The 18,517-nt window shown below is 74.7% G+C and carries 16 protein-coding genes; 4 read left to right on the top strand and 12 right to left on the bottom strand.

Going from position 1 to position 18,517, the window contains the following annotated elements; all coding sequences use genetic code 11:
• Positions 1 to 20: 20 nt before the first annotated feature.
• Together NP075_RS05265 and NP075_RS05260 are read left to right on the top strand one after the other, a co-directional pair.
• Positions 21 to 896: a purine-nucleoside phosphorylase gene (locus tag NP075_RS05265; RefSeq protein ID WP_227564252.1), complete on the top strand. Its 876-nt coding sequence runs from the start codon at positions 21 to 23 to the stop codon at positions 894 to 896.
• Positions 897 to 1,009: 113 nt separating this feature from the next.
• Positions 1,010 to 2,866 (top strand): phospho-sugar mutase, encoded by a 1,857-nt coding sequence (locus NP075_RS05260; RefSeq protein ID WP_227564319.1) that lies wholly within the window; start codon positions 1,010 to 1,012, stop codon positions 2,864 to 2,866.
• Between the two features lie 32 nt (positions 2,867 to 2,898).
• Here the strand turns inward: NP075_RS05260 and NP075_RS05255 are convergent, their stop codons facing one another.
• From NP075_RS05255 to NP075_RS05200, 12 genes are all read right to left on the bottom strand, one after another.
• Positions 2,899 to 5,220, bottom strand: a complete 2,322-nt coding sequence (locus NP075_RS05255) for a DUF6055 domain-containing protein (protein WP_227564251.1) — start codon at positions 5,218 to 5,220, stop codon at positions 2,899 to 2,901.
• Positions 5,221 to 5,437: 217 nt separating this feature from the next.
• Positions 5,438 to 6,157 (bottom strand): deoxyribose-phosphate aldolase, encoded by a 720-nt coding sequence (gene deoC / locus NP075_RS05250; protein ID WP_227564250.1) that lies wholly within the window; start codon positions 6,155 to 6,157, stop codon positions 5,438 to 5,440.
• A complete protein-coding gene (locus tag NP075_RS05245; RefSeq protein WP_227564249.1) occupies positions 6,154 to 7,269 on the bottom strand; it encodes an adenosine deaminase in 1,116 nt (371 codons plus the stop codon). The genes deoC and NP075_RS05245 overlap by 4 nt, the downstream gene beginning before the upstream one ends.
• A complete protein-coding gene (locus tag NP075_RS05240) occupies positions 7,266 to 7,493 on the bottom strand; it encodes a hypothetical protein (protein WP_227564248.1) in 228 nt (75 codons plus the stop codon). Before NP075_RS05240 ends, NP075_RS05245 begins: the two co-directional genes overlap by 4 nt.
• Positions 7,494 to 7,584: 91 nt before the next feature.
• Positions 7,585 to 8,880, bottom strand: a complete 1,296-nt coding sequence (locus NP075_RS05235; RefSeq protein WP_227564247.1) for a thymidine phosphorylase — start codon at positions 8,878 to 8,880, stop codon at positions 7,585 to 7,587.
• Positions 8,877 to 9,311 carry a cytidine deaminase gene (locus tag NP075_RS05230; protein WP_227564246.1) on the bottom strand — a complete coding sequence of 145 codons (435 nt, stop codon included), beginning with the start codon at positions 9,309 to 9,311 and terminating at the stop codon, positions 8,877 to 8,879. Before NP075_RS05230 ends, NP075_RS05235 begins: the two co-directional genes overlap by 4 nt.
• A 14-nt stretch (positions 9,312 to 9,325) precedes the next feature.
• Positions 9,326 to 10,621 (bottom strand): ABC transporter permease, encoded by a 1,296-nt coding sequence (locus NP075_RS05225; protein WP_227564245.1) that lies wholly within the window; start codon positions 10,619 to 10,621, stop codon positions 9,326 to 9,328.
• Positions 10,618 to 11,943 carry an ABC transporter permease gene (locus NP075_RS05220; protein ID WP_227564244.1) on the bottom strand — a complete coding sequence of 442 codons (1,326 nt, stop codon included), beginning with the start codon at positions 11,941 to 11,943 and terminating at the stop codon, positions 10,618 to 10,620. The genes NP075_RS05225 and NP075_RS05220 overlap by 4 nt, the downstream gene beginning before the upstream one ends.
• Complete coding sequence (locus NP075_RS05215) at positions 11,940 to 13,454, bottom strand: ABC transporter ATP-binding protein (RefSeq protein ID WP_227564243.1); 1,515 nt, start codon at positions 13,452 to 13,454, stop codon at positions 11,940 to 11,942. Before NP075_RS05215 ends, NP075_RS05220 begins: the two co-directional genes overlap by 4 nt.
• Before the next feature lie 141 nt (positions 13,455 to 13,595).
• A complete protein-coding gene (locus NP075_RS05210) occupies positions 13,596 to 14,693 on the bottom strand; it encodes a BMP family lipoprotein (RefSeq protein WP_227564242.1) in 1,098 nt (365 codons plus the stop codon).
• A 227-nt stretch (positions 14,694 to 14,920) separates the two neighbouring features.
• The gene (locus NP075_RS05205; RefSeq protein ID WP_227564241.1) at positions 14,921 to 16,219 is read right to left on the bottom strand and encodes an amidohydrolase; all 1,299 of its coding nucleotides are present in this window, start codon (positions 16,217 to 16,219) and stop codon (positions 14,921 to 14,923) included.
• Positions 16,220 to 16,265: 46 nt separating this feature from the next.
• Positions 16,266 to 17,375: a mannose-1-phosphate guanylyltransferase gene (locus NP075_RS05200; RefSeq protein ID WP_227564240.1), complete on the bottom strand. Its 1,110-nt coding sequence runs from the start codon at positions 17,373 to 17,375 to the stop codon at positions 16,266 to 16,268.
• A 238-nt stretch (positions 17,376 to 17,613) separates the two neighbouring features.
• Between NP075_RS05200 and sdhC the strand changes: the two genes are divergently transcribed.
• Together sdhC and NP075_RS05190 are read left to right on the top strand one after the other, a co-directional pair.
• Positions 17,614 to 18,039 (top strand): succinate dehydrogenase, cytochrome b556 subunit, encoded by a 426-nt coding sequence (sdhC, locus tag NP075_RS05195; protein WP_227582794.1) that lies wholly within the window; start codon positions 17,614 to 17,616, stop codon positions 18,037 to 18,039.
• Positions 18,039 to 18,497 (top strand): succinate dehydrogenase hydrophobic membrane anchor subunit, encoded by a 459-nt coding sequence (locus NP075_RS05190; RefSeq protein ID WP_227564238.1) that lies wholly within the window; start codon positions 18,039 to 18,041, stop codon positions 18,495 to 18,497. Before sdhC ends, NP075_RS05190 begins: the two co-directional genes overlap by 1 nt.
• The last annotated feature ends 20 nt before the right edge of the window (positions 18,498 to 18,517 follow it).

The following is an 18,517-nucleotide window of genomic DNA, read 5'->3' as shown; positions in this document are numbered from 1 at the left end:
GCGCTGGTTAGCCTGTTCCCATGAGCGACCTCTCCCCGTCCCGCGACCTCACCGCCGGCACCGTGCCCAGCCTCGACGACCCCACGACCGACCCGTTCGACGTCGCACGCCTCGCCGCGGAGGTGATCGCGCGCCGCACGGGCGTCGAGAAGCACGACGTCGCGCTCGTGCTCGGCTCCGGCTGGGGCGGGGCCGCCGAGCTGCTGGGCGAGACGGTGGCCGAGCTGCCCAGCCACGAGGTCCCCGGCTTCTCCCGCCCGGCCGTCCTGGGGCACGTCGGGACGCTGCGCTCGATCCGCATCGCCGGCGAGGGCGACCGCCCCGACAGGTACGCGCTCGTGCTCGGGTCGCGGACGCACCTGTACGAGGGGCGCGGCGTGCGCCACGTCGTGCACGGCGTGCGGACCGCGGCCGCGACGGGAGCGTCGACGGTCGTGCTGACCAACGGGTGCGGCGGCCTGAACCTCGCGTGGGCGCCCGGCACGCCGGTGCTGATCCGCGACCACATCAACCTCACGGCCACCTCACCGCTCGAGGGGGCGACGTTCGTCGACCTCACCGACCTGTACTCCGCCCGGCTGCGCGAGGTCGCCCGCGCGGTCGACCCGACGCTCGACGAGGGCGTGTACGTCCAGTTCCCCGGACCGCACTACGAGACGCCGGCGGAGGTCGCGATGGCCGGCCGCATCGGCGGCGACCTGGTCGGCATGTCGACGACCCTCGAGTCCATCGCCGCGCGCCACGCGGGCCTGGAGGTGCTGGGCATCTCGCTCGTCACGAACCTCGCCGCGGGCATCAGCCCCGAGCCGCTCGACCACGCGGAGGTCCTCGAGGCCGGGCGTGCCGCGGGACCGCGGATCAGCGCGCTGCTGGCGGACGTCGTGCGGCGGCTCTGAGGCGCGGGGTGCGACGGTGCCGCGCCGCGCCGCGTACGCACCAGTAGGTTGGGGACGTGAGCAGCACCGACGACCGTGACGACGTGCTCCGCGGGGACGCCCCGCAGGAAGCCGTGGGGACCGACCGCTCCGACGACCGCGACGACTGGGACCGCCTGGTCGCCCAGGTCGAGGCGTGGGTGGCGGACGACCCGGACCCGGTGACCGCGGACGAGCTGTCCGGCCTGCTGCGCGTCGCCGGCGACGCCCCGGCACCGGGACTGAGCGGGCCGGAGGCGGACCTCGTGCGCAGCCAGGCCGCCACGGCCCGCGCGGACCTCGCCGACCGGTTCTCCGGCCTGCTGCAGTTCGGCACGGCCGGGCTGCGCGGGGAGCTCGGCGGCGGACCGCACCGGATGAACCGCTCCGTCGTCATCCGCGCCGCGTCCGGGCTCGCGGACTTCCTGCTCGGGGAGCTCGAGGGCGCGAGCCCGGCGCCCCGCGTGGTCGTCGGGTACGACGCCCGCCACAACTCCCACCGGTTCGCGCTCGACACGGCCGAGGTGATGACGGCGGTCGGCATCGACGTGCTGCTGCTGCCGCGGCCCCTGCCGACGCCCGTCGTCGCGTACGCGGTGCGCCGCTTCGGCGCCGACGCCGGCGTCATGGTGACGGCGTCGCACAACCCGCCGCGGGACAACGGCTACAAGGTCTACCTCGGCGGACGCGTCGTCACCGACGGCGGGCAGGGCGCGCAGATCGTGCCGCCGGCCGACGGCGCGATCGCCGCCGCGATCGCGCGCGTGCCCTCCGTCGCGTCGGTGCCGCGTGCGTCGTCCGGCTGGACGGTGCTCGGTGAGGACGTGGTCGAGGAGTACGCGCGCACGGCGGCCGGGGTCGTCCCCGGCGGGGACGCGGACGCACGCGCCCGCCTCAAGGTCGTCCTGACGCCGCTGCACGGCGTCGGGGGCGCGCTCGCGCGCGACGTGCTGGCCCGCGCGGGCTTCCCCGACGTCATGCTCGTCCCCGAGCAGGCGGAGCCGGACCCCGACTTCCCGACCGTGTCGTTCCCGAACCCCGAGGAGCCCGGCGCGACCGACCTCGCCCTCGCGCTCGCGTGGGCGACGCGCGCGGACCTCGTGGTCGCGCTGGACCCGGACGCTGACCGGTGCGCGGTCGCCGTCGTGGACCCGCGGTCCCACGTCCCCGCCCGGGGCCCGGAGACACCGCAGGCCGACGGCTGGCGCATGCTCACGGGCGACGAGGTGGGCGCGCTGCTCGGCGCCGACGCGGCCGCGCGGGCACGCACCGCGGGCGCGGACGGGGCCCTCGCGTGCTCCATCGTGTCGTCGCGCCTGCTCGCCGCGATCGCGGCGGACGCGGGGCTGCGGTCCGCCGCGACGCTCACCGGGTTCAAGTGGATCTCGCGTGTCGAGGGCCTGGTCTTCGGGTACGAGGAGGCCCTGGGCTACTGCGTGGACCCGGCGCACGTGCGCGACAAGGACGGCATCTCGGCCGCCGTGCGCGTCTGCGACCTGGCGAGCCGGCTGGCGACCGAGGGACGCACCCTCGTCGACGCGCTCGACGACCTCGCGCGCGCGCACGGGCTGCACGCGACGGGCCAGGTCAGCGCCCGCTTCTCGGACCTCAGCCGCATCGGCGCGACGATGACGGCCCTGCGTGAGGCACCGCCCGCGCACCTCGCGGGCTCACCCGTCGTCGAGGTCGTCGACCTGTCCGCCGGGACCGACGACGACCGTGGCGGGCTGCCGCCGACCGACGGGATGCGGCTGCTGACGGCCGACGGCACGCGGGTCGTCGTCCGGCCGTCGGGCACGGAACCGAAGGTCAAGGCGTACCTCGAGGTGATCGTCCCCGTCGCCACCGACGCGGACCGCCCGGCGCTCGACGCGGCCCACCGGACGGCGCGCCGACGCCTGGACCACCTGGCGGGCGACGTGCGGACGGCGCTCGGGCTCTCGGACGCCTGACGCGGCCGGCGGCGTCCTGACGCCGCTCGGTGTCAGCCCGTGCGCGTGCAGCGCAGCTCGGGCACCGCGCGGGCCTCGTCGCCGGACGCCGTCGCGTTGAACCCGAACGTCGCGCTCGCGCCGTCGGCGATCGCACCGTTCCAGGACAGGTTGTCGGCGGTGACCGTGGTGCCGCTGCGGGTGATCTCCGCACCCCACTGCTCGGTGACGTCCAGCCCCGGCGGCTGCGTCCACGTGACGGTCCAGCCGCGCACGCCCGTCGTCGTGGCGGTGACCGTCACCTGCGCCTGCACGCCGCCGGGCCACGAGGTGGTCACCTGGTACTCGGCGGTGCACGCCCCCGCGGGGACCGCCGCCGGCGGCGGTGCGACGCCCGGCCGGGTGGCATCCGGCGCCCCCGGGGCGGCCGACGACGGCGCGGCCGCGGACGGCCGCGGCGTCGACGCGCCGGGGCTCGGCGCCGCCTGCGGCGTGGCGCCCGGGCTCTGGTCCGGGGGCACGGTCGTCGCGGCCCCCTCGCTCAGTGCCGTCTCCCCCGCCGCGAAGGGCACCACGACGCGGTTGACGTCGCTGTCCACGGCGGCGGGGTCGCACGTCGCGCTGTGCCGGTACGCCGTGTAGGTGCCCGCGTCACAGGTGAAGCCGACGACGGCGTCGCCCCCGACGACCACCCGCCCGGACAGCCGGGCCGATCCCCGGACCACCGCGGCGTCGCGGACGACCACGTCGCCGCTCAGCCGGGCACCCGCCTCGACCCAGGCCCGGCCCTCGAGGCGCACCCCGGGCCCGACGACGGCGTCGCCGCGCACCACCGCACCCGCCCCGACGTAGGCGGCCGGGTCGACGCTCGCGGCGTCGTCCACCCAGCCGCCGCCGTGGGGGTGCACCCGGCCGCCCGGGACGGCCGCGGGCTCGGCCACGGACGCCCCCGCGACGCGGAACTCGTACGGGTAGCGCACGGTCGCCGGGAAGCCGGTGGTCCCGGCCGCGGCGACCTGCGACGGGGTCGCGGTCACCACCAGGTACGCCTCCGTCTCGCCCGGGCGCAGCGCGAGGCGCAGCTCGGTGTCCGTCGCCTCGGTGACCGGGCTGTAGCGCGGCCCGTCGGGCCCGAGCGCGACCACTCCCACGCTCCACCCGGCGTGGGGGACGGCATCGACGTGGCCCCGCACGCGCACCCGCAGGTCCGCACCCGACCCGTCGGGCACCAGGCGCACGACCGTGTAGCCGTACGCGGCCGGCGCGAAGCTGCCCGTCACGCGGTGGAGGCCGGGGTCGTCGGGCGCGTGCTCGACGGGGGTCGTCCGGTGCGCGACCAGCACGGGGTCCAGCCCTGCCAGCAGGGTGCCGGCCGGACCGGTGCCCGGCACGTCGGCCACGGCGGCGCGCATCGCGTACTGGCCCACGCGCCGGTTGAGGTCCGACGCGTCGGAGGACGTGAGGCGCGTGTAGGCGGTGAACAGGTCCTCGGTGTCCGACGAGCGGGTCCACAGGTCGCGCAGCAGCGTGGGCCCGGACCGGTCGGCCAGGTCCTGCAGCAGCAGCCACCCGGCGGCGCCGTGGCGCGGGCTGCCCCACGCGAGGTGCGGCGCCCGGACGTGCTCCGCCACGTCGGCGTGCTCACCGGGCACCGCGAGCGTGGCCAGGTAGGCCGACGCCCCCACGCGCAGCACCGCCGCTGCCTCCGCCGTCAGGCCGTGGCCCGGGTGCGCGGCCTCGGTGAGGTGCTGCACGGTCTCCGCGACGCCCCGCGCCAGCTCCCAGGGCGTACCGGGGGGCACCTGGGGCAGCGCCGGCGTGGCGGTGGCGGTCGTGGCGGGGCTGGGCCCGGACGGCTCCGGCACGGGCACGGTCCCGTCGAGCGACGGCGCCAGGACGGCCGGGTCGACGCGGAGCAGGCCCACCCCGCCGACGACGGCGCCGGTGGTCGGCCCGTCCCCGGCGACCCGGACGGTCCCTCCGTCGTCGGCCGGAGCACCGGGGCCTCGCGACCACGTGCCGTCGACGACCACGACCAGCTTGCGGTCGGCGAGCGGTCCGTCACGGGCGCCCAGACCCAGCGCGTCGACGTCCAGCGTGTGCAGCGCCTGGAGCTGCTCGAGCACGACACCGGGGTCGAAGCGCAGGCCCTCGGGCGCCGCCGTCGGGTCCTTCCCGGTGCGGTCGCCCCAGGCGAGCACGACGTCGTCCCCCTCCAGGACGTGGGCGTCGGCCCAGGCGGCGCGCCAGCCGTCGGGCACGACGACGTCCTTCGAGGCACCCGGGCGGTCCGCCAGGGCGGTCGCCAGGGCCGCGCCGAGCACGAAGGCCACGACGAGCGCCACGACGGCCGTGCCGCGCCTGATCGGGCCCATGACGCGTGGGTCTCCTCCCGCTGGTGCGCACGTACGTCGGGGCCTCCGACGAGGTGCACCTGCTCGTGGCCACATCCTCGTCGGCACGAGCGAGCCGAACCGGACGAGCGTCCACCATCGTCCGACCCCGGCCGCCAGTCAACGCCCGATTCGTCCGTCCCAGGGTCGCTTCCCCCGCTGCGGGGCGAATTCTCACACCCCTCTCATGCGCCGAGGGTCAGTAGTCGCCCTCGGCCGTCAGCCCGGCGAGGACCGCGCCCGTGCCGGACAGCCCCAGGCGCGTCGCGCCCGCGTCCAGCATCGCGAGCGCGTCGGCCGTCGTCCGGATCCCGCCCGAGGCCTTCACACCGAGGCGCCCGCCCACGGTGCGGGACATGAGCCGCACCGCGTGCACGGTCGCGCCGCCCGCCGGGTGGAAGCCCGTGGACGTCTTGACGAAGTCGGCACCGGCCGCCTCGGCGGCCTCGCAGACGTGCACGATCTCGTCGTCGGTCAGCGCCGCCGACTCGATGATGACCTTGAGCACCGTCGGCGCCGGCACGGCGGCCCGGACGGCCGCGATGTCCTGCCCGACGTGCGCGAACCGGCCCTCCTTGGCGGCACCCACGTCGATCACCATGTCGACCTCGGCCGCGCCGTCGGCCACCGCGCGCGCCGCCTCCGCGGCCTTGACCTCGCTGTGGTGCTTGCCGGACGGGAACCCGCAGACGGTCGCCACCAGCAGGTCGGGCGTCCCGTCGAGGCCCACCGGGATCTCCAGCGGCAGGAACGACGGCGAGACGCAGACCGAGTACACGCCGAGCCGGACGCCCTCGGCGACCAGCGCCTCGACGTCCGCGCGGGTCGCCTCCGGCTTGAGCAGCGTGTGGTCGACGAAGCGCGCGAGGCCGACCGCGTCGAGCGGGACGTGGGACGTGGGGGTGTCGTCGGTGGTCATGCTCGGTGCCTCCCGGCGTGTGCGGTACCCGGCGCGGCCGGGCGGACGATGCGCTCGACGAGCGCGCGGCGCTCGTCGTCGTGCAGGAACGTGTGGCGTGCGGCGGTGACGGTCACGTCGACGACGTCGTCGAGCGACCACCCGGCCTCACGGACGAGCAGCCCGAGCTCGCGCGACAGCGACGTGCCGGACTGCAGGCGGTTGTCGGTGTTGACGGTGACCTCGAAGCCCGCGCGGCGCAGCGTCGTCACGGGGTGGTCCGCGATCGAGGCCGCGGCGCCGGTCTGCAGGTTCGACGACGGGCACACCTCGAGCGGCACCCGCCGGTCGCGCACCCAGTGCGCCAGGACGCCGAGGCGCCACGAGCCGTCCGGCGCGGCGTGCACGTCGTCCGCGATGCGCACGCCGTGCCCCAGCCGGACGGCGCCCGCGACGTGCAGCGCCTCGGCCATCGACTCCAGCCCGCCGTCCTCGCCCGCGTGGACGGTGGCCGGGAAGCTGGCGTCGCGCACCGTGCGGAACGCGCTCGCGTGCCGCGACGGCGGGAACCCGTCCTCGGGGCCGGCGATGTCGAACGCGACCACCCCCGCGTCGCGGTTCGCCAGCGCGAGCTGCGCGATCTCACCCGCGCGGTCGGCCTGCCGCATCGCGGACAGCACCTGCACGACGCGGATCTCGCGGCCCGCGGCGCGGGCCTGCGCCTCCCCCTCGGCGAACCCCTCGCGGACCGCGTCCACCACCTGCTGGAGGGTCAGGCCGCGCTGCTGGTGCTGCTCGGGGGCGTACCGCTCCTCGGCGTACACGACGCCGTCGGCGGCCAGGTCGAGCACCGCCTCGCGGGCCACGCGCCGCAGCCCGTCCGCAGTCTGCATGACCGCGAGGGTGTGCACGAACGTCTCGAGGTAGCGCGGCAGCGAACCCGACCCGGCCGCGTCGACGAACCACCGGCCCAGCTCCTGCGGGTCGGTCGTGGGCAGCTCGTGGCCGATGCCGGCCGCGAGCTCGACGATCGTCGTGGGGCGCGGGCCCCCGTCGAGGTGGTCGTGCAGGAGGACCTTGGGCAGCGCGACGAGCGCGGCGTCCAGGTCCCCGGTCTGAGCCGGCTGGGTCACGCGTCGCGGCCCTCGTCGTCGACGGGCACCTCGGCGGCCTGCTCCACCACGTCCGCCTCCTCGGCGGTGCCGGCGAGGTCGGGCCGCGGGGGTGCCGGCGCGTACTCCTCCGGGTCGTCCGCGTCGGGCGCGGCGTCGGCGTCCGTCAGCCGCAGCGGCTGCTCGGTGTCCGTAGGCGCCAGGCCGGCGTCCCTCCAGGACTGCGGTCCGGGGACCGTGCTCATGGTGTCTCCTCGTGGGGTCGTCCGTCGCCCTGCGGGGCGTCTCTCATCGTGGCCCCCGCGCGGGGGCCACGCGACCGGGCCGGGCGGCGGCTCAGTCCGCGGCGACGCGGTCCAGCACGAGCGCGCGACGCTGCCCGGGTGCGGCCGCCGGGTCCACCACGACGCCGCCCGTCAGCGCCTCACGGGCGCGGGCGAAGCGCTCGGGGGTGTCCGTGTGCAGCGTGAGCAGGGGCTGCCCCGCACGCACCGTGTCGCCCTCGCGCGCGTGGATCTCGACACCGGCCCCGGCCTGGACCGGGTCCTCCTTGCGGGCGCGACCGGCGCCGAGCCGCCAGGCGGCGATGCCGACGGCGTACGCGTCGAGCGTCGTCACCACCCCGTCGGACGGGGCGAGCACCTGCTCGGTCTCGCGGGCGACCGGCAGCTCGGCGTCCGGGTCGCCGCCCTGCGCGGCGATCATGCGGCGCCACACGTCCATGGCGCGCCCGTCGGCCAGCGCGGCCGCCGGGTCGGCGTCGGTGCGGCCCGCGGCGTCGAGCATCTCGCGCGCGAGCGCGACCGTGAGCTCGACGACGTCCGCCGGCCCGCCGCCGGCCAGGACCTCGACCGACTCGCGGACCTCGAGCGCGTTGCCGGCCGTCAGCCCCAGCGGCGTCGACATGTCGGTGAGCAGCGCGACGGTGCGCACACCCGCGTCGGTCCCGAGCTCGACCATCGTGCGCGCCAGCTCACCGGCACGCTCCGCGTCCTTCATGAACGCCCCGGACCCGACCTTGACGTCGAGGACGAGGGAGCCGGTGCCCTCGGCGATCTTCTTGCTCATGATCGAGCTGGCGATGAGCGGGATCGCCTCGACGGTGCCTGTGACGTCGCGCAGCGCGTACAGCTTGCGGTCCGCGGGGGCCAGACCCGACCCGGCCGCGCAGATGACCGCGCCGACGTCCTCGAGCTGGCGCATCATCTCGTCGTTGCTCAGCGCGGCGCGCCAGCCGGGGATCGACTCGAGCTTGTCGAGCGTGCCGCCCGTGTGCCCGAGGCCCCGGCCGGACAGCTGCGGGACGGCCACGCCGAAGACGGCGACCAGCGGTGCGAGCGGCAGCGTGATCTTGTCGCCGACGCCGCCCGTCGAGTGCTTGTCCGCGGTCGGCCGCGACAGGCCCGAGAAGTCCAGGCGCTCTCCGCTCGCGATCATCGCGGCGGTCCAGCGCGCGATCTCCGCCCGGTCCATGCCGTTGAGCAGGATCGCCATCGCGAGCGCCGACATCTGCTCGTGCGCGACGACGCCGCGGGTGTACGCGTCGACGACCCAGTCGATCTGGCCGTCGGTCAGCCGTCGGCCGTCGCGCTTGGCGACGATCACGTCGACCGCGTCGTACTGCTCGCTCATCGGTTCTCCTCCTGCGGGCTCGCGGCCCGGTCGACGAGGTCCACCGGCCCGAAGGCGTCCGGCAGCACCTCGCTCATCGGCACGATCCCTCGCACCGTCTCCACGAGGAGGTCGGGCCCCCCGTGCTCGAACAGCAGCTGACGGCAGCGCCCGCACGGCATGAGCACGTCGCCGTGCCCGTCGACGCACGTGAACGCGACCAGGCGCCCGCCACCGGTGACGTGCAGCATCGAGACCAGCGCGCACTCCGCGCACAGGCCGACGCCGTACGACGCATTCTCGACGTTGCAGCCGACGACCACGCGGCCGTCGTCCACCAGGGCGGCGACGCCCACCGGGAACTTCGAGTACGGGGCGTAGGCCCGGGTCATGACGTCGCGTGCGGCGGCCCGCAGGCCGTCCCAGTCGACGGTCCGCGTGGTGCTGGGCATGTCTCCCTCTCCGGTCATTCCTTGACGTACGGCTCGCCGGACGCCGCGGGGCCGCGCGAGCGACCCACCAGGCCGGCGACCGCCAGCAGCGTCACGACGTACGGCAGCATGAGCATGAACTGGCTGGGCACGGGGGCACCGACGATGCTCAGGGCGCCCTCGAGGTTCGACGCGAACCCGAAGAGCAGGGCCGCGAGGGCCGCCTTGACCGGGTCCCACTTGCCGAAGATGACGGCGGCGAGCGCGATGAAGCCCGCACCGGCGGTCATCTCCTTGCCGAACGCCGACACCGACACGACGGTGTAGAACGCGCCGCCGACGCCGGCGATGGCGCCGGCCACCAGGACCGCCCGGTACCGCGTGCGCTCGACCTTGATGCCGACGGTGTCCGCGGCCTTGGGGTGCTCACCCACGGCGCGCAGCCGCAGGCCCCAGCGCGTGCGGTACATCGCGAACCACACGCCCGGCACCGCCAGGTACATGAGGTAGACGATGACCGACTGGTTGAACAGCGACGGGCCGATGACCGGGATCTGCGACAGCCCGGGGATCGCCACGTTCGAGAACCGCGTCGTGCTGTTCAGCTCGGGGTTCGGCACCAGCACCTGCGAGTACAGGAAGCTCGTCAGGCCGATGACCAGCACGTTGAGCACGACGCCGACGATCACCTGGTTCACCTTGTAGGTGATGGTGAAGACGCCGAGGACCGCGGCGACCAGCACGCCCGCGAGCACGGCGGCGAGCAGGCCGACCCACGGGCTGTCCGTGACGGACGAGGCGACGGCGGCGCAGAACGCGCCGGCGAGGAGCTGGCCCTCGATGGCGATGTTGACGACGCCGGCGCGCTCACCGATGACGCCGCCCAGCGCGCCGAACGCGATCGGGACGGCGAGCAGCACGGCACCGCCGATGACCCGGACGGCCGGGACGTCGCTCGGGCTGCCGGCGGCCGCCCACGCGAGGAAGCCCACGAGGAACACCGCGGCGAACACCATGGACACCCAGCCGGGGACCTTGCGACGGGCCGCCACGCGGACGTACGCGAACGCCGTGAGCAGGGCCATCACCGCGACGGCCACCCAGGCGGCGGCCGTGCCCGGTACCACCACGTTCGGCAGCGCGACCAGGTCGTTGCCCGTGGCGAGCCGGAAGGTGGCGTCGCCCTCACGCGGGGCGAGCGCGAGCAGCACCGCGAACAGCGCGGTGACGACGGTGAGCACGACCGGCACCTTGCGCGAGACCACGGTGACGTGACGGTGCTCGACGACCTCGTCGGGGACGGGCACGCGGTCCGCCGTCGTCGCGCTCATCGCTGGACCTCCTCGCGGCGCTCGGCGCCGGGACGGCGGCTGGCGGCCGGTCGGCGGCGGCCCGGCTGCGGGAGCCGGAACACCGCCCGCACCAGCGGCGGCGCCGCGATGAACAGGACGATCAGGGACTGCACGACCAGCACGATCTCGATGGGGATGCCCTGCGACGCCTGCATCACCGACCCGCCGGCCTTGAACGCACCGAACAGCAGCCCGGCGAGCAGCACGCCGACGGGGCTCGACGAGCCCAGCAGCGCGACCGTGATGGCGTCGAAGCCGATGCCGGCGTCGATGTCGTAGCTGAAGCCGGTGGTGATGAGACCCAGCACCTGCGTGCTGCCCGCCAGCCCGATCAGCGCGCCCGACACGAGCATCGCCAGGACGGTCGAGCGCGGCACGTCGATGCCGGCGACGCGCGCGGCGTGGGGGTTCTCCCCCACGGCGCGCAGCGAGAACCCGAGCCGCGAGCGGTCGAGGATCCACCACACCAGGACGACCGCGCACAGCGCGAGCAGGAACCCGAGGTGCAGGCGGAACTCCGGGCCGAGCAGCCGCGGCAGGAGCGCCGTGTCCGCCATGGGCGGCGTCTTGGGGTTGGCCGATCCCGGCGCCTGCAGCAGACCCGGTGTCGCCAGCAGGTAGGACAGCAGGTAGAACGCGATGTAGTTGAGCATGATCGTGACGATCACCTCGTGCGCACCGGTCGTCGCCTTGAGCAGGCCGGCGAGCCCGGCCCACAGCGCTCCCGCGGCGACGCCGACGGCGACCGCCACGATCACGTGCAGCCCCACGGGCAGGTCCCACGCGAAGCCGACCCAGCCCGCGCCGACCGCGGCCATGAGCATCTGCCCCTGGCCGCCGATGTTGAACAGGCCGGAGCGGAAGCCGATCGCCAGGCCCAGCCCGGCGGCGATGAGCGGCGTCGCGTACGTCATCGACTGCGTCAGCGGGCGGATGCCCTGCGCGAACGAGTCGGCCGTGTAGTTGTAGACCGCACCGCGGAACAGCGCCGCGTAGGCGCCGCCGACGGCCTGCCCGATCGCGGCGAACGTGTCGCCCGGCCGCGCGAAGAAGTACTGCGCCGAGGCCTGCACGTTCTCGTCGGTGAACGCGATCATCACCGACCCGGCGAGGATCGCCAGGACGACCGCGCCGAGCGAGACGGCCCAGCCACCGGACACGATGCGCGACAGGGCCTCAGCCCACCGCGTGTCGCGGGCGACCGCCGGGGGCCCCGGGTCGTCGCCTCCCGCGTCGACGGCGACGACGTCCGGGACGACGTCGGCCGGGCCGGCGTCGACGGGGTGCTGCGGCTCGCTCACGCGGCCTCTCCCTCGGTGGGGGCGACGCCGGCCATCATCAGGCCGAGGACGTCGCGGGGGGTGTCGGACGGGACGATGCCGACGACGCGTCCGCGGTACATGACGAGGATCCGGTCGCCGAGCGCGACGGCCTCGTCGAGCTCCGTGGCGACGACGACCACCGGCACGCCCGTGTCGCGCGTCTCGACGATGCGCTTGTGGATGAACTCGATCGAGCCGACGTCCACGCCGCGGGTCGGCTGCGCGGCGACCAGCAGGCGCAGGTCGCGCGAGAGCTCGCGCGCCACGACCACCTTCTGCTGGTTGCCGCCGGAGAGCCTGCCCACCTGCGAGTCGATGCCCTGGGTCCGGATGTCGAACTCGTCGACCTTCTCGCGCGCGAACGCGTCGCGGGTCCGCAGCTGCAGGGCACCGCCGCGCACGAACGGCGGCCCGTCGGTCCGGTCCAGCACCAGGTTCTCGGCGACGGTGAACGTGCCCACCAGGCCGTCCTGGTTGCGGTCCTCCGGGACGTACCCGACACCGGCGTCGAGCACCTGGCGGACCGTGCGGCCGACGAGCTGGGTGCCGTCGAGCTCGATGCTGCCGGTGACCCTGTCCTGCAGCCCGGCGAGCGCCTCGGCGAGCTCGGTCTGCCCGTTGCCCTGGACACCCGCGACCACGAGGATCTCGCCCCCGGGCACGTCGAACGACACGTCGTCGACCAGGACGGTCCCGCGCGCGTCCGTCACCTGCAGGCCCTGGACGCGCAGCCCTCCGTCGGTGCGGATCGGCGGCGCCTTGTGCACGACCAGCTCGACCGGGCGCCCGACCATGAGCGAGGCGAGCTCGGCGTCGGTGGCGGTGCGCTCGGCCTCCCCGACGACCGCGCCCCGGCGCACGACGGTGATCCGGTCGGCGACCTCGCGCACCTCGCGCAGCTTGTGGGTGATGAACACGATGGCGGCGCCGCTGTCCCGCAGCTGGCGCATGATGCCCATCAGCTCGTCGGTCTCCTGCGGCGTGAGCACGGCGGTGGGCTCGTCGAAGACGAGCACCTTCGCGTCGCGCGAGAGCGCCTTGATGATCTCGACCCGCTGCTGCACGCCGACGGCCAGGTCCTCGACCAGGGCGTCGGGGTCGACGTGGAAGCCGAAGCGGTCCGCGATCTCGCGCACCTGGCTCCGTGCGGCGTCGAGGTCGAGGCGGCCGCCGCGCGTCTGCTCGTGGCCCAGCATGACGTTCTCGGCGACCGTGAAGACGGGGACCAGCATGAAGTGCTGGTGGACCATGCCGATGCCCGCTGCCATGGCGTCGCCGGGGCCGGAGAAGTCCTGCTCCCGGTCGTCGAGGAGGATCTGACCCTCGTCCGCCTGGTAGAGGCCGTACAGGACGTTCATGAGGGTGGACTTGCCGGCGCCGTTCTCCCCCAGGAGGCAGTGGATCTCGCCCGGTTCGACCGTGAGGTCGATGTGGTCGTTCGCCACCAGGGCGCCGAAGCGTTTGGTGATGCCGCGCAGCTCGAGCTTCATGGACGGGATCCTCGGGTCGGCCTGTCGGGAGGGCAGTGGGGACGGCGGTGCGGGCGCTCGTTCGATCGTCGCACGAGCGACGCCCCGGGCGATCCGTTGCCGGTCCGCCCGGGGCGTCGTGTCATGCGCCGTGCGTCGCGATCACTCGGAGAGGTACGAGGTGACCGTGATCTCGCCGTCGATGATCTGCTGCTTGAGCTCCTCGACCTCGGTGACGAGCTCCGGGGAGACCTTCGACTCGAACTTGTGCAGCGGGGCGATGCCGACGCCGTCGTTCTCGAGCGTGCCGACGTACGCCTCGGGGTCGAACTCGCCCTCGCCCGCCGCCGTCACGGCCAGGTCCGTCGAGAGCTTCATGTTCTTGAGGATCGACGTCAGGACGATGTCCTGCGTGGACGGGTCCGACTCGAAGAGGTCCGCGTCGGTGCCGATGAGGGCGATCTCGCGCCCGGAGTCGGCGATGGCGTCCATGGCGGACTGGTAGATCGGGCCGCCGACCGGGAGGATCACGTCGACGCCCTGGTCGATGATGCCGGCCGCGACCTGCTTGGCCGCGTCGTTCGCGGCGAAGCCGCCCGTGAACGAGCCCTGGTCGCCGCCCTGGTAGCCGACGACCTGGACCGCGGCGCCCTTGACCTCGTTGTAGTACTCGACGCCCTGCTTGAAGCCGTCCATGAAGATCGTGACGGTCGGGTACGGCTCGCCACCGAAGGTGCCGACCTTGTTGACGCCGCTCTCGGCGGAGTAGCCGGCCGCGAGGTAGCCGGCGAGGAACGCGGCCTGCGCCGTGTCGTACAGCAGCGGCTTGATGTTCTCGGCGTCCTTGGTGCCGTCGAAGTCCGTGTCCGCGGTGTCGTCGACCAGGATGTAGTCGATCTCGGGGTTGGCGAGGGCCGACTCGACGGTCGCGGCGGAGAGCGCGAAGCCCACCGACACGATGGCGTTGCAGTTCTCGGCGACGAGGCTCTCGAGGTTGGTCGAGAAGTCCGCGGCGGAGTCGGACTGCACCTCGGCGAAGCCGGCGCCGAGCTTCTCGGTCGCCTCCTTGGTGCCCTCGTAGCTGAGCTGGTTGAAGCTCTTGTCGTCGAAGCCGCCGGCGTCCGAGACGACGCACGCCTTGAAGTCGGAGGCGGTGTCCCCGCCGGCCGTGGGCTCGGTCGCCTCGGGGGCGCTGCCGCACGCCGCGAGCGCGAGGGCGGCCGTCGCACCCAGCGCGGCCACTCGGATGATCTTCTTCACCGGGGTTGTCTCCTGCTTCTCGTGGTCGCGCCGCACGGCCCCCCGGTGACCCTGCCGGCGCACCGTCGCGCCGCCACCGCACCGGAGCCGGTCGGCTTCATCACACAGACCCTAGACACCCGCGGGTGACCGGCATGTTACCGACGGGTATCTCTGCAGGTGTCGTGATGAATTCGCAACCTGTTCCCGCAGGCCGGATGGGCCGTCCGACCCGCGAGACGGGCGAATCAGACGGTCCCGGCACCGACGGTCCGGCGGGCCGCGAGCTGGGCGGCGCGCGCCAGCACCAGGGCCCCGGCCTCGACCGCCCGCTCGTCCACCCGCAGGTCGCCCTGGTGGATGTCGTAGGTCCGTCCGCCGGGAGCGCGCGTGCCCAGGCGGGCCATCGCTCCGGGCACCTTCGTCAGGTACCAGGCGAAGTCCTCACCACCGAGCGACTGCTCGGTCAGGTGGACCGCCTCGGGGCCGAGCACGTCGCGCGCCGCGGCCTCGAGCACGCCCGTGCTCTCCGCCCGGTTCTCGACCGGGGGCACGCCGCGCTGGTGCTTCACCTCCACCTCGACCTGCAGGGGCCGCACGACGTCGGCGACCGCCTCGGCGAACACCGCGGACGCCTGCTCCCACGCCCGCCCGTCCAGGCACCGCAGCGTCCCGGAGACGCTGCCGGTCGCCGGGATCGCGTTGGGCACCGAGCCCGCGCGCACCGCGCCCCAGGTGAGGTTGACGCCCGAGCGGGGGTCGAGCCGCCGGCCGAGGACCGCGGGCACCTGCGTGATGACCTGCCCGAGCGCGAACACGACGTCGCCCGTCAGGTGCGGCCGCGACGTGTGCCCGCCCGGGCCGGTGACCGTGACCGTGACCTCGTCCGAGGCCGACGTGATCGGGCCGATGCGCGTGCCCACGAGGCCCACGTCGAGCTTCGGGTCGCAGTGCACCGAGAAGATCTCGCCGACGCCGTCGAGCCCGCCCTCGTGGATGACGTCGATCGACCCGCCGGGCTGCACCTCCTCGGCCGGCTGGAAGATCAGCCGCACGCCGACGTCGAGCCGGCCGTCCGCCGCGAGGCGCGCGAGCGCCAGACCGGCGCCGAGGACCGCCGTGGTGTGCACGTCGTGACCGCACGCGTGCGCGACGCCGCGGTGCACCGACGCCCACGGCGTGCCGCACGTGTCCGGCACCGGCAGCGCGTCGAGGTCCGCGCGCAGCGCGACACGGCGCGCGCCCGACGCCGCGACGGTCGGGCCGATGTCGCACCACAGACCCGAGCCCGGCAGCAGGTGCGGCGTCAGGCCCGCCGCACGCAGCCGCTCGGCGACCACGCGGGTCGTCCGCTCCTCCGTGCGCGCCAGCTCGGGGTGCGCGTGCAGGTCCCGGCGGATCGCGACCAGCTCCGTGCGCAGCCCGTCGAGCACGACCGCCAGCGCACGTGCCGCGGGGTCCGTCGGCTCGGGTGCGAGCGTGCGCAGCGGCGGCACGTCGGCGGCGGTCGCGGGCACGGCGGGGTGGTCGGCGGAGGTCGTCAGCACGCCCCGAGCGTATCGCCGTGGCCTGCGGGCACCCCCGGCACTCCCGTCAGAGCAGGTCGTCGCGCCCGCGCTCGCGCCACGCGTCGACGGCCTGCTTGACCTGCTGGGCGTGCGCCCGGGTCGTCACGAGGACGGCGTCGGGCGTGTCGACGACGACCGCGTCCGGGACCCCGACGACGCTCACCGTCCGCCCGCCGGTGACCACGACGGACCCGTCCGCGTCGACCCGCAGCACGTGCGCCTCGTCGCCGAGGGTGGCGTCACCGTCCGCGCCCAGCAGCGCGCCGAGGGAGGCGAAGTCGCCGATGTCGTCCCAGCCGAACCCGCCGGGCACGACGGCGACGCCACCGGCCGCCGCGACGGGCTCGGCGATCGCGTGGTCGATCGCGATCTTCGTCAGGGTCGGCCAGGTGTCGGCCAGCCGCGCGTCGCGCTCGGGCGTGTCCCACGCGGCGGCGATGCGCCGCAGACCGTCGTGCAGCGCGGGCAGCTGCGCCGCGAGGTGGCCGAGCAGCACGCCTGCCTGGACGACGAACATGCCGGCGTTCCAGCTGTACTCCCCCGTGGCGAGGAAGTCCGCGGCGGTCTGCGCGTCGGGCTTCTCGGTGAACGCGACGACGCGCCGGGCGTGCGGCGCGTCGGGCACGCCGAGCGGCGCGCCGCTGCGCACGTACCCGAACGCGGTGGACGGCTCGGTCGCCCGGATGCCGATGGTGACGACCGCTCCCGTCCGTGCGGTGGCCACGGCCTCGCGGATCGTCGCGCCGAACTCCGGCAGGCCGGTGATGACGTGGTCGGCCGCGAACGAGCCGAGCACGACGTCGGGGCCGTGTCGCTGCGCGAGCAGCGCAGCCGCCAGGCCGATGGCCGCCATGGAGTCACGCGGGCTGGGCTCGGCCAGCACGTGCTCGGCGCCGAGCTCCGGCAGCTGGGCCGCCACCGCGTCCGCGTGCCGCGCGCCCGTCACGACGAGCACGTGACCCGGTCCGGTCAGGGGCAGCAGCCGGTCGACCGTCCCCTGCAGCAGCGTGCGCCCGCTGCCCGTCAGGTCCAGCAGGAACTTGGGGTGCCCGGCTCGCGACAGGGGCCACAGGCGGGTGCCCGCTCCCCCCGCGGGGACGACGGCGTGGAAGTCGGCGATCGGCGCGTCTGACATGGGCGCAACCGTAGCGGCCCCGGGCGGCTCCGCCGGGCTCCGGACGCCCGGCGCCGTGCCTCCGGGCGACGGCGCACCCGACCGGCCGACGGCGCGTCGGACCGAGGTCCCGGACCGCGCGGCAGGGCTGTGGGGTTCGTCACAAAGGGCCGTCCGGCCATCCGGTGACACGTCCGGCGGGGCGTCCGGGACGTCCGGGTCATTACAGTGAGGGAACGTCCAGGACGTCGTCGTCCGCATGCGATCTGCACAGGAGGCCCCCACCGTGTCCTCAGCGCCCACCGCGCCCGCGCGGCCGGCCGGAACGCTCTACCGGGGGCGCGAAGGCATGTGGTCCTGGGTCGCGCACCGGATCACCGGCTTCGCGATCTTCTTCTTCCTGCTCGTGCACGTCCTCGACACCGCGCTGGTGCGGGTGTCTCCCGAGGCGTACAACGACGTGATCGGGACGTACAAGAACCCGATCATGGGTCTGGGCGAGGCCGGGCTCGTCGCGGCCATCGTGTTCCACGCCTTCAACGGCATCCGGCTGATCCTCGTGGACTTCTGGGCCAAGGGCCCCAGGTACCAGCGGGTCATGCTGTGGGTCGTCCTGGGCCTGCTCGTCGTGACGATGGCCGGCTTCCTGCCGCGTCACCTGATGAACGTCTTCGGGGGCCACTGATGAGCACCATCGCCGATCCCAAGGCCCCCCGCGCATCGCGGCCGGGCCCGTCGCGCCGCACCACCCGCGGCAACTTCGAGCTGTACGGCTGGGTGTTCATGCGGGCGTCGGGCGTCGTGCTCGTCGTGCTGATCTTCGGCCACCTGTTCGTGAACCTCATCGCCGGCGAGGGCATCAGCGCCATCGACTTCGGCTTCGTCGCCGGCAAGTGGGCCTCGCCGTTCTGGCAGGTCTGGGACCTGCTGATGCTGTGGCTCGCGATGCTGCACGGCACCAACGGCGTCCGGACGATCATCAACGACTACGCGGAGAAGGACGGCACCCGCATGGTGCTGAAGCTCGCGCTGTACGTCGCGACCGTCGTCGTCATCGTCCTCGGCACCCTCGTGATCTTCACGTTCGACCCGTGCCCCCCGAACAGCCCGGCCGACCTGCTGCCGTCGTTCTGCACGGCCTGATCCCCCGGACGCCCCCAGCA

The organism is Cellulomonas wangsupingiae (assembly GCF_024508275.1).
Taxonomy (GTDB): domain Bacteria; phylum Actinomycetota; class Actinomycetes; order Actinomycetales; family Cellulomonadaceae; genus Cellulomonas; species Cellulomonas wangsupingiae.
Note: the sequence above shows the minus strand (reverse complement) of the source record. Positions and strands in the feature narration are given on the sequence as shown.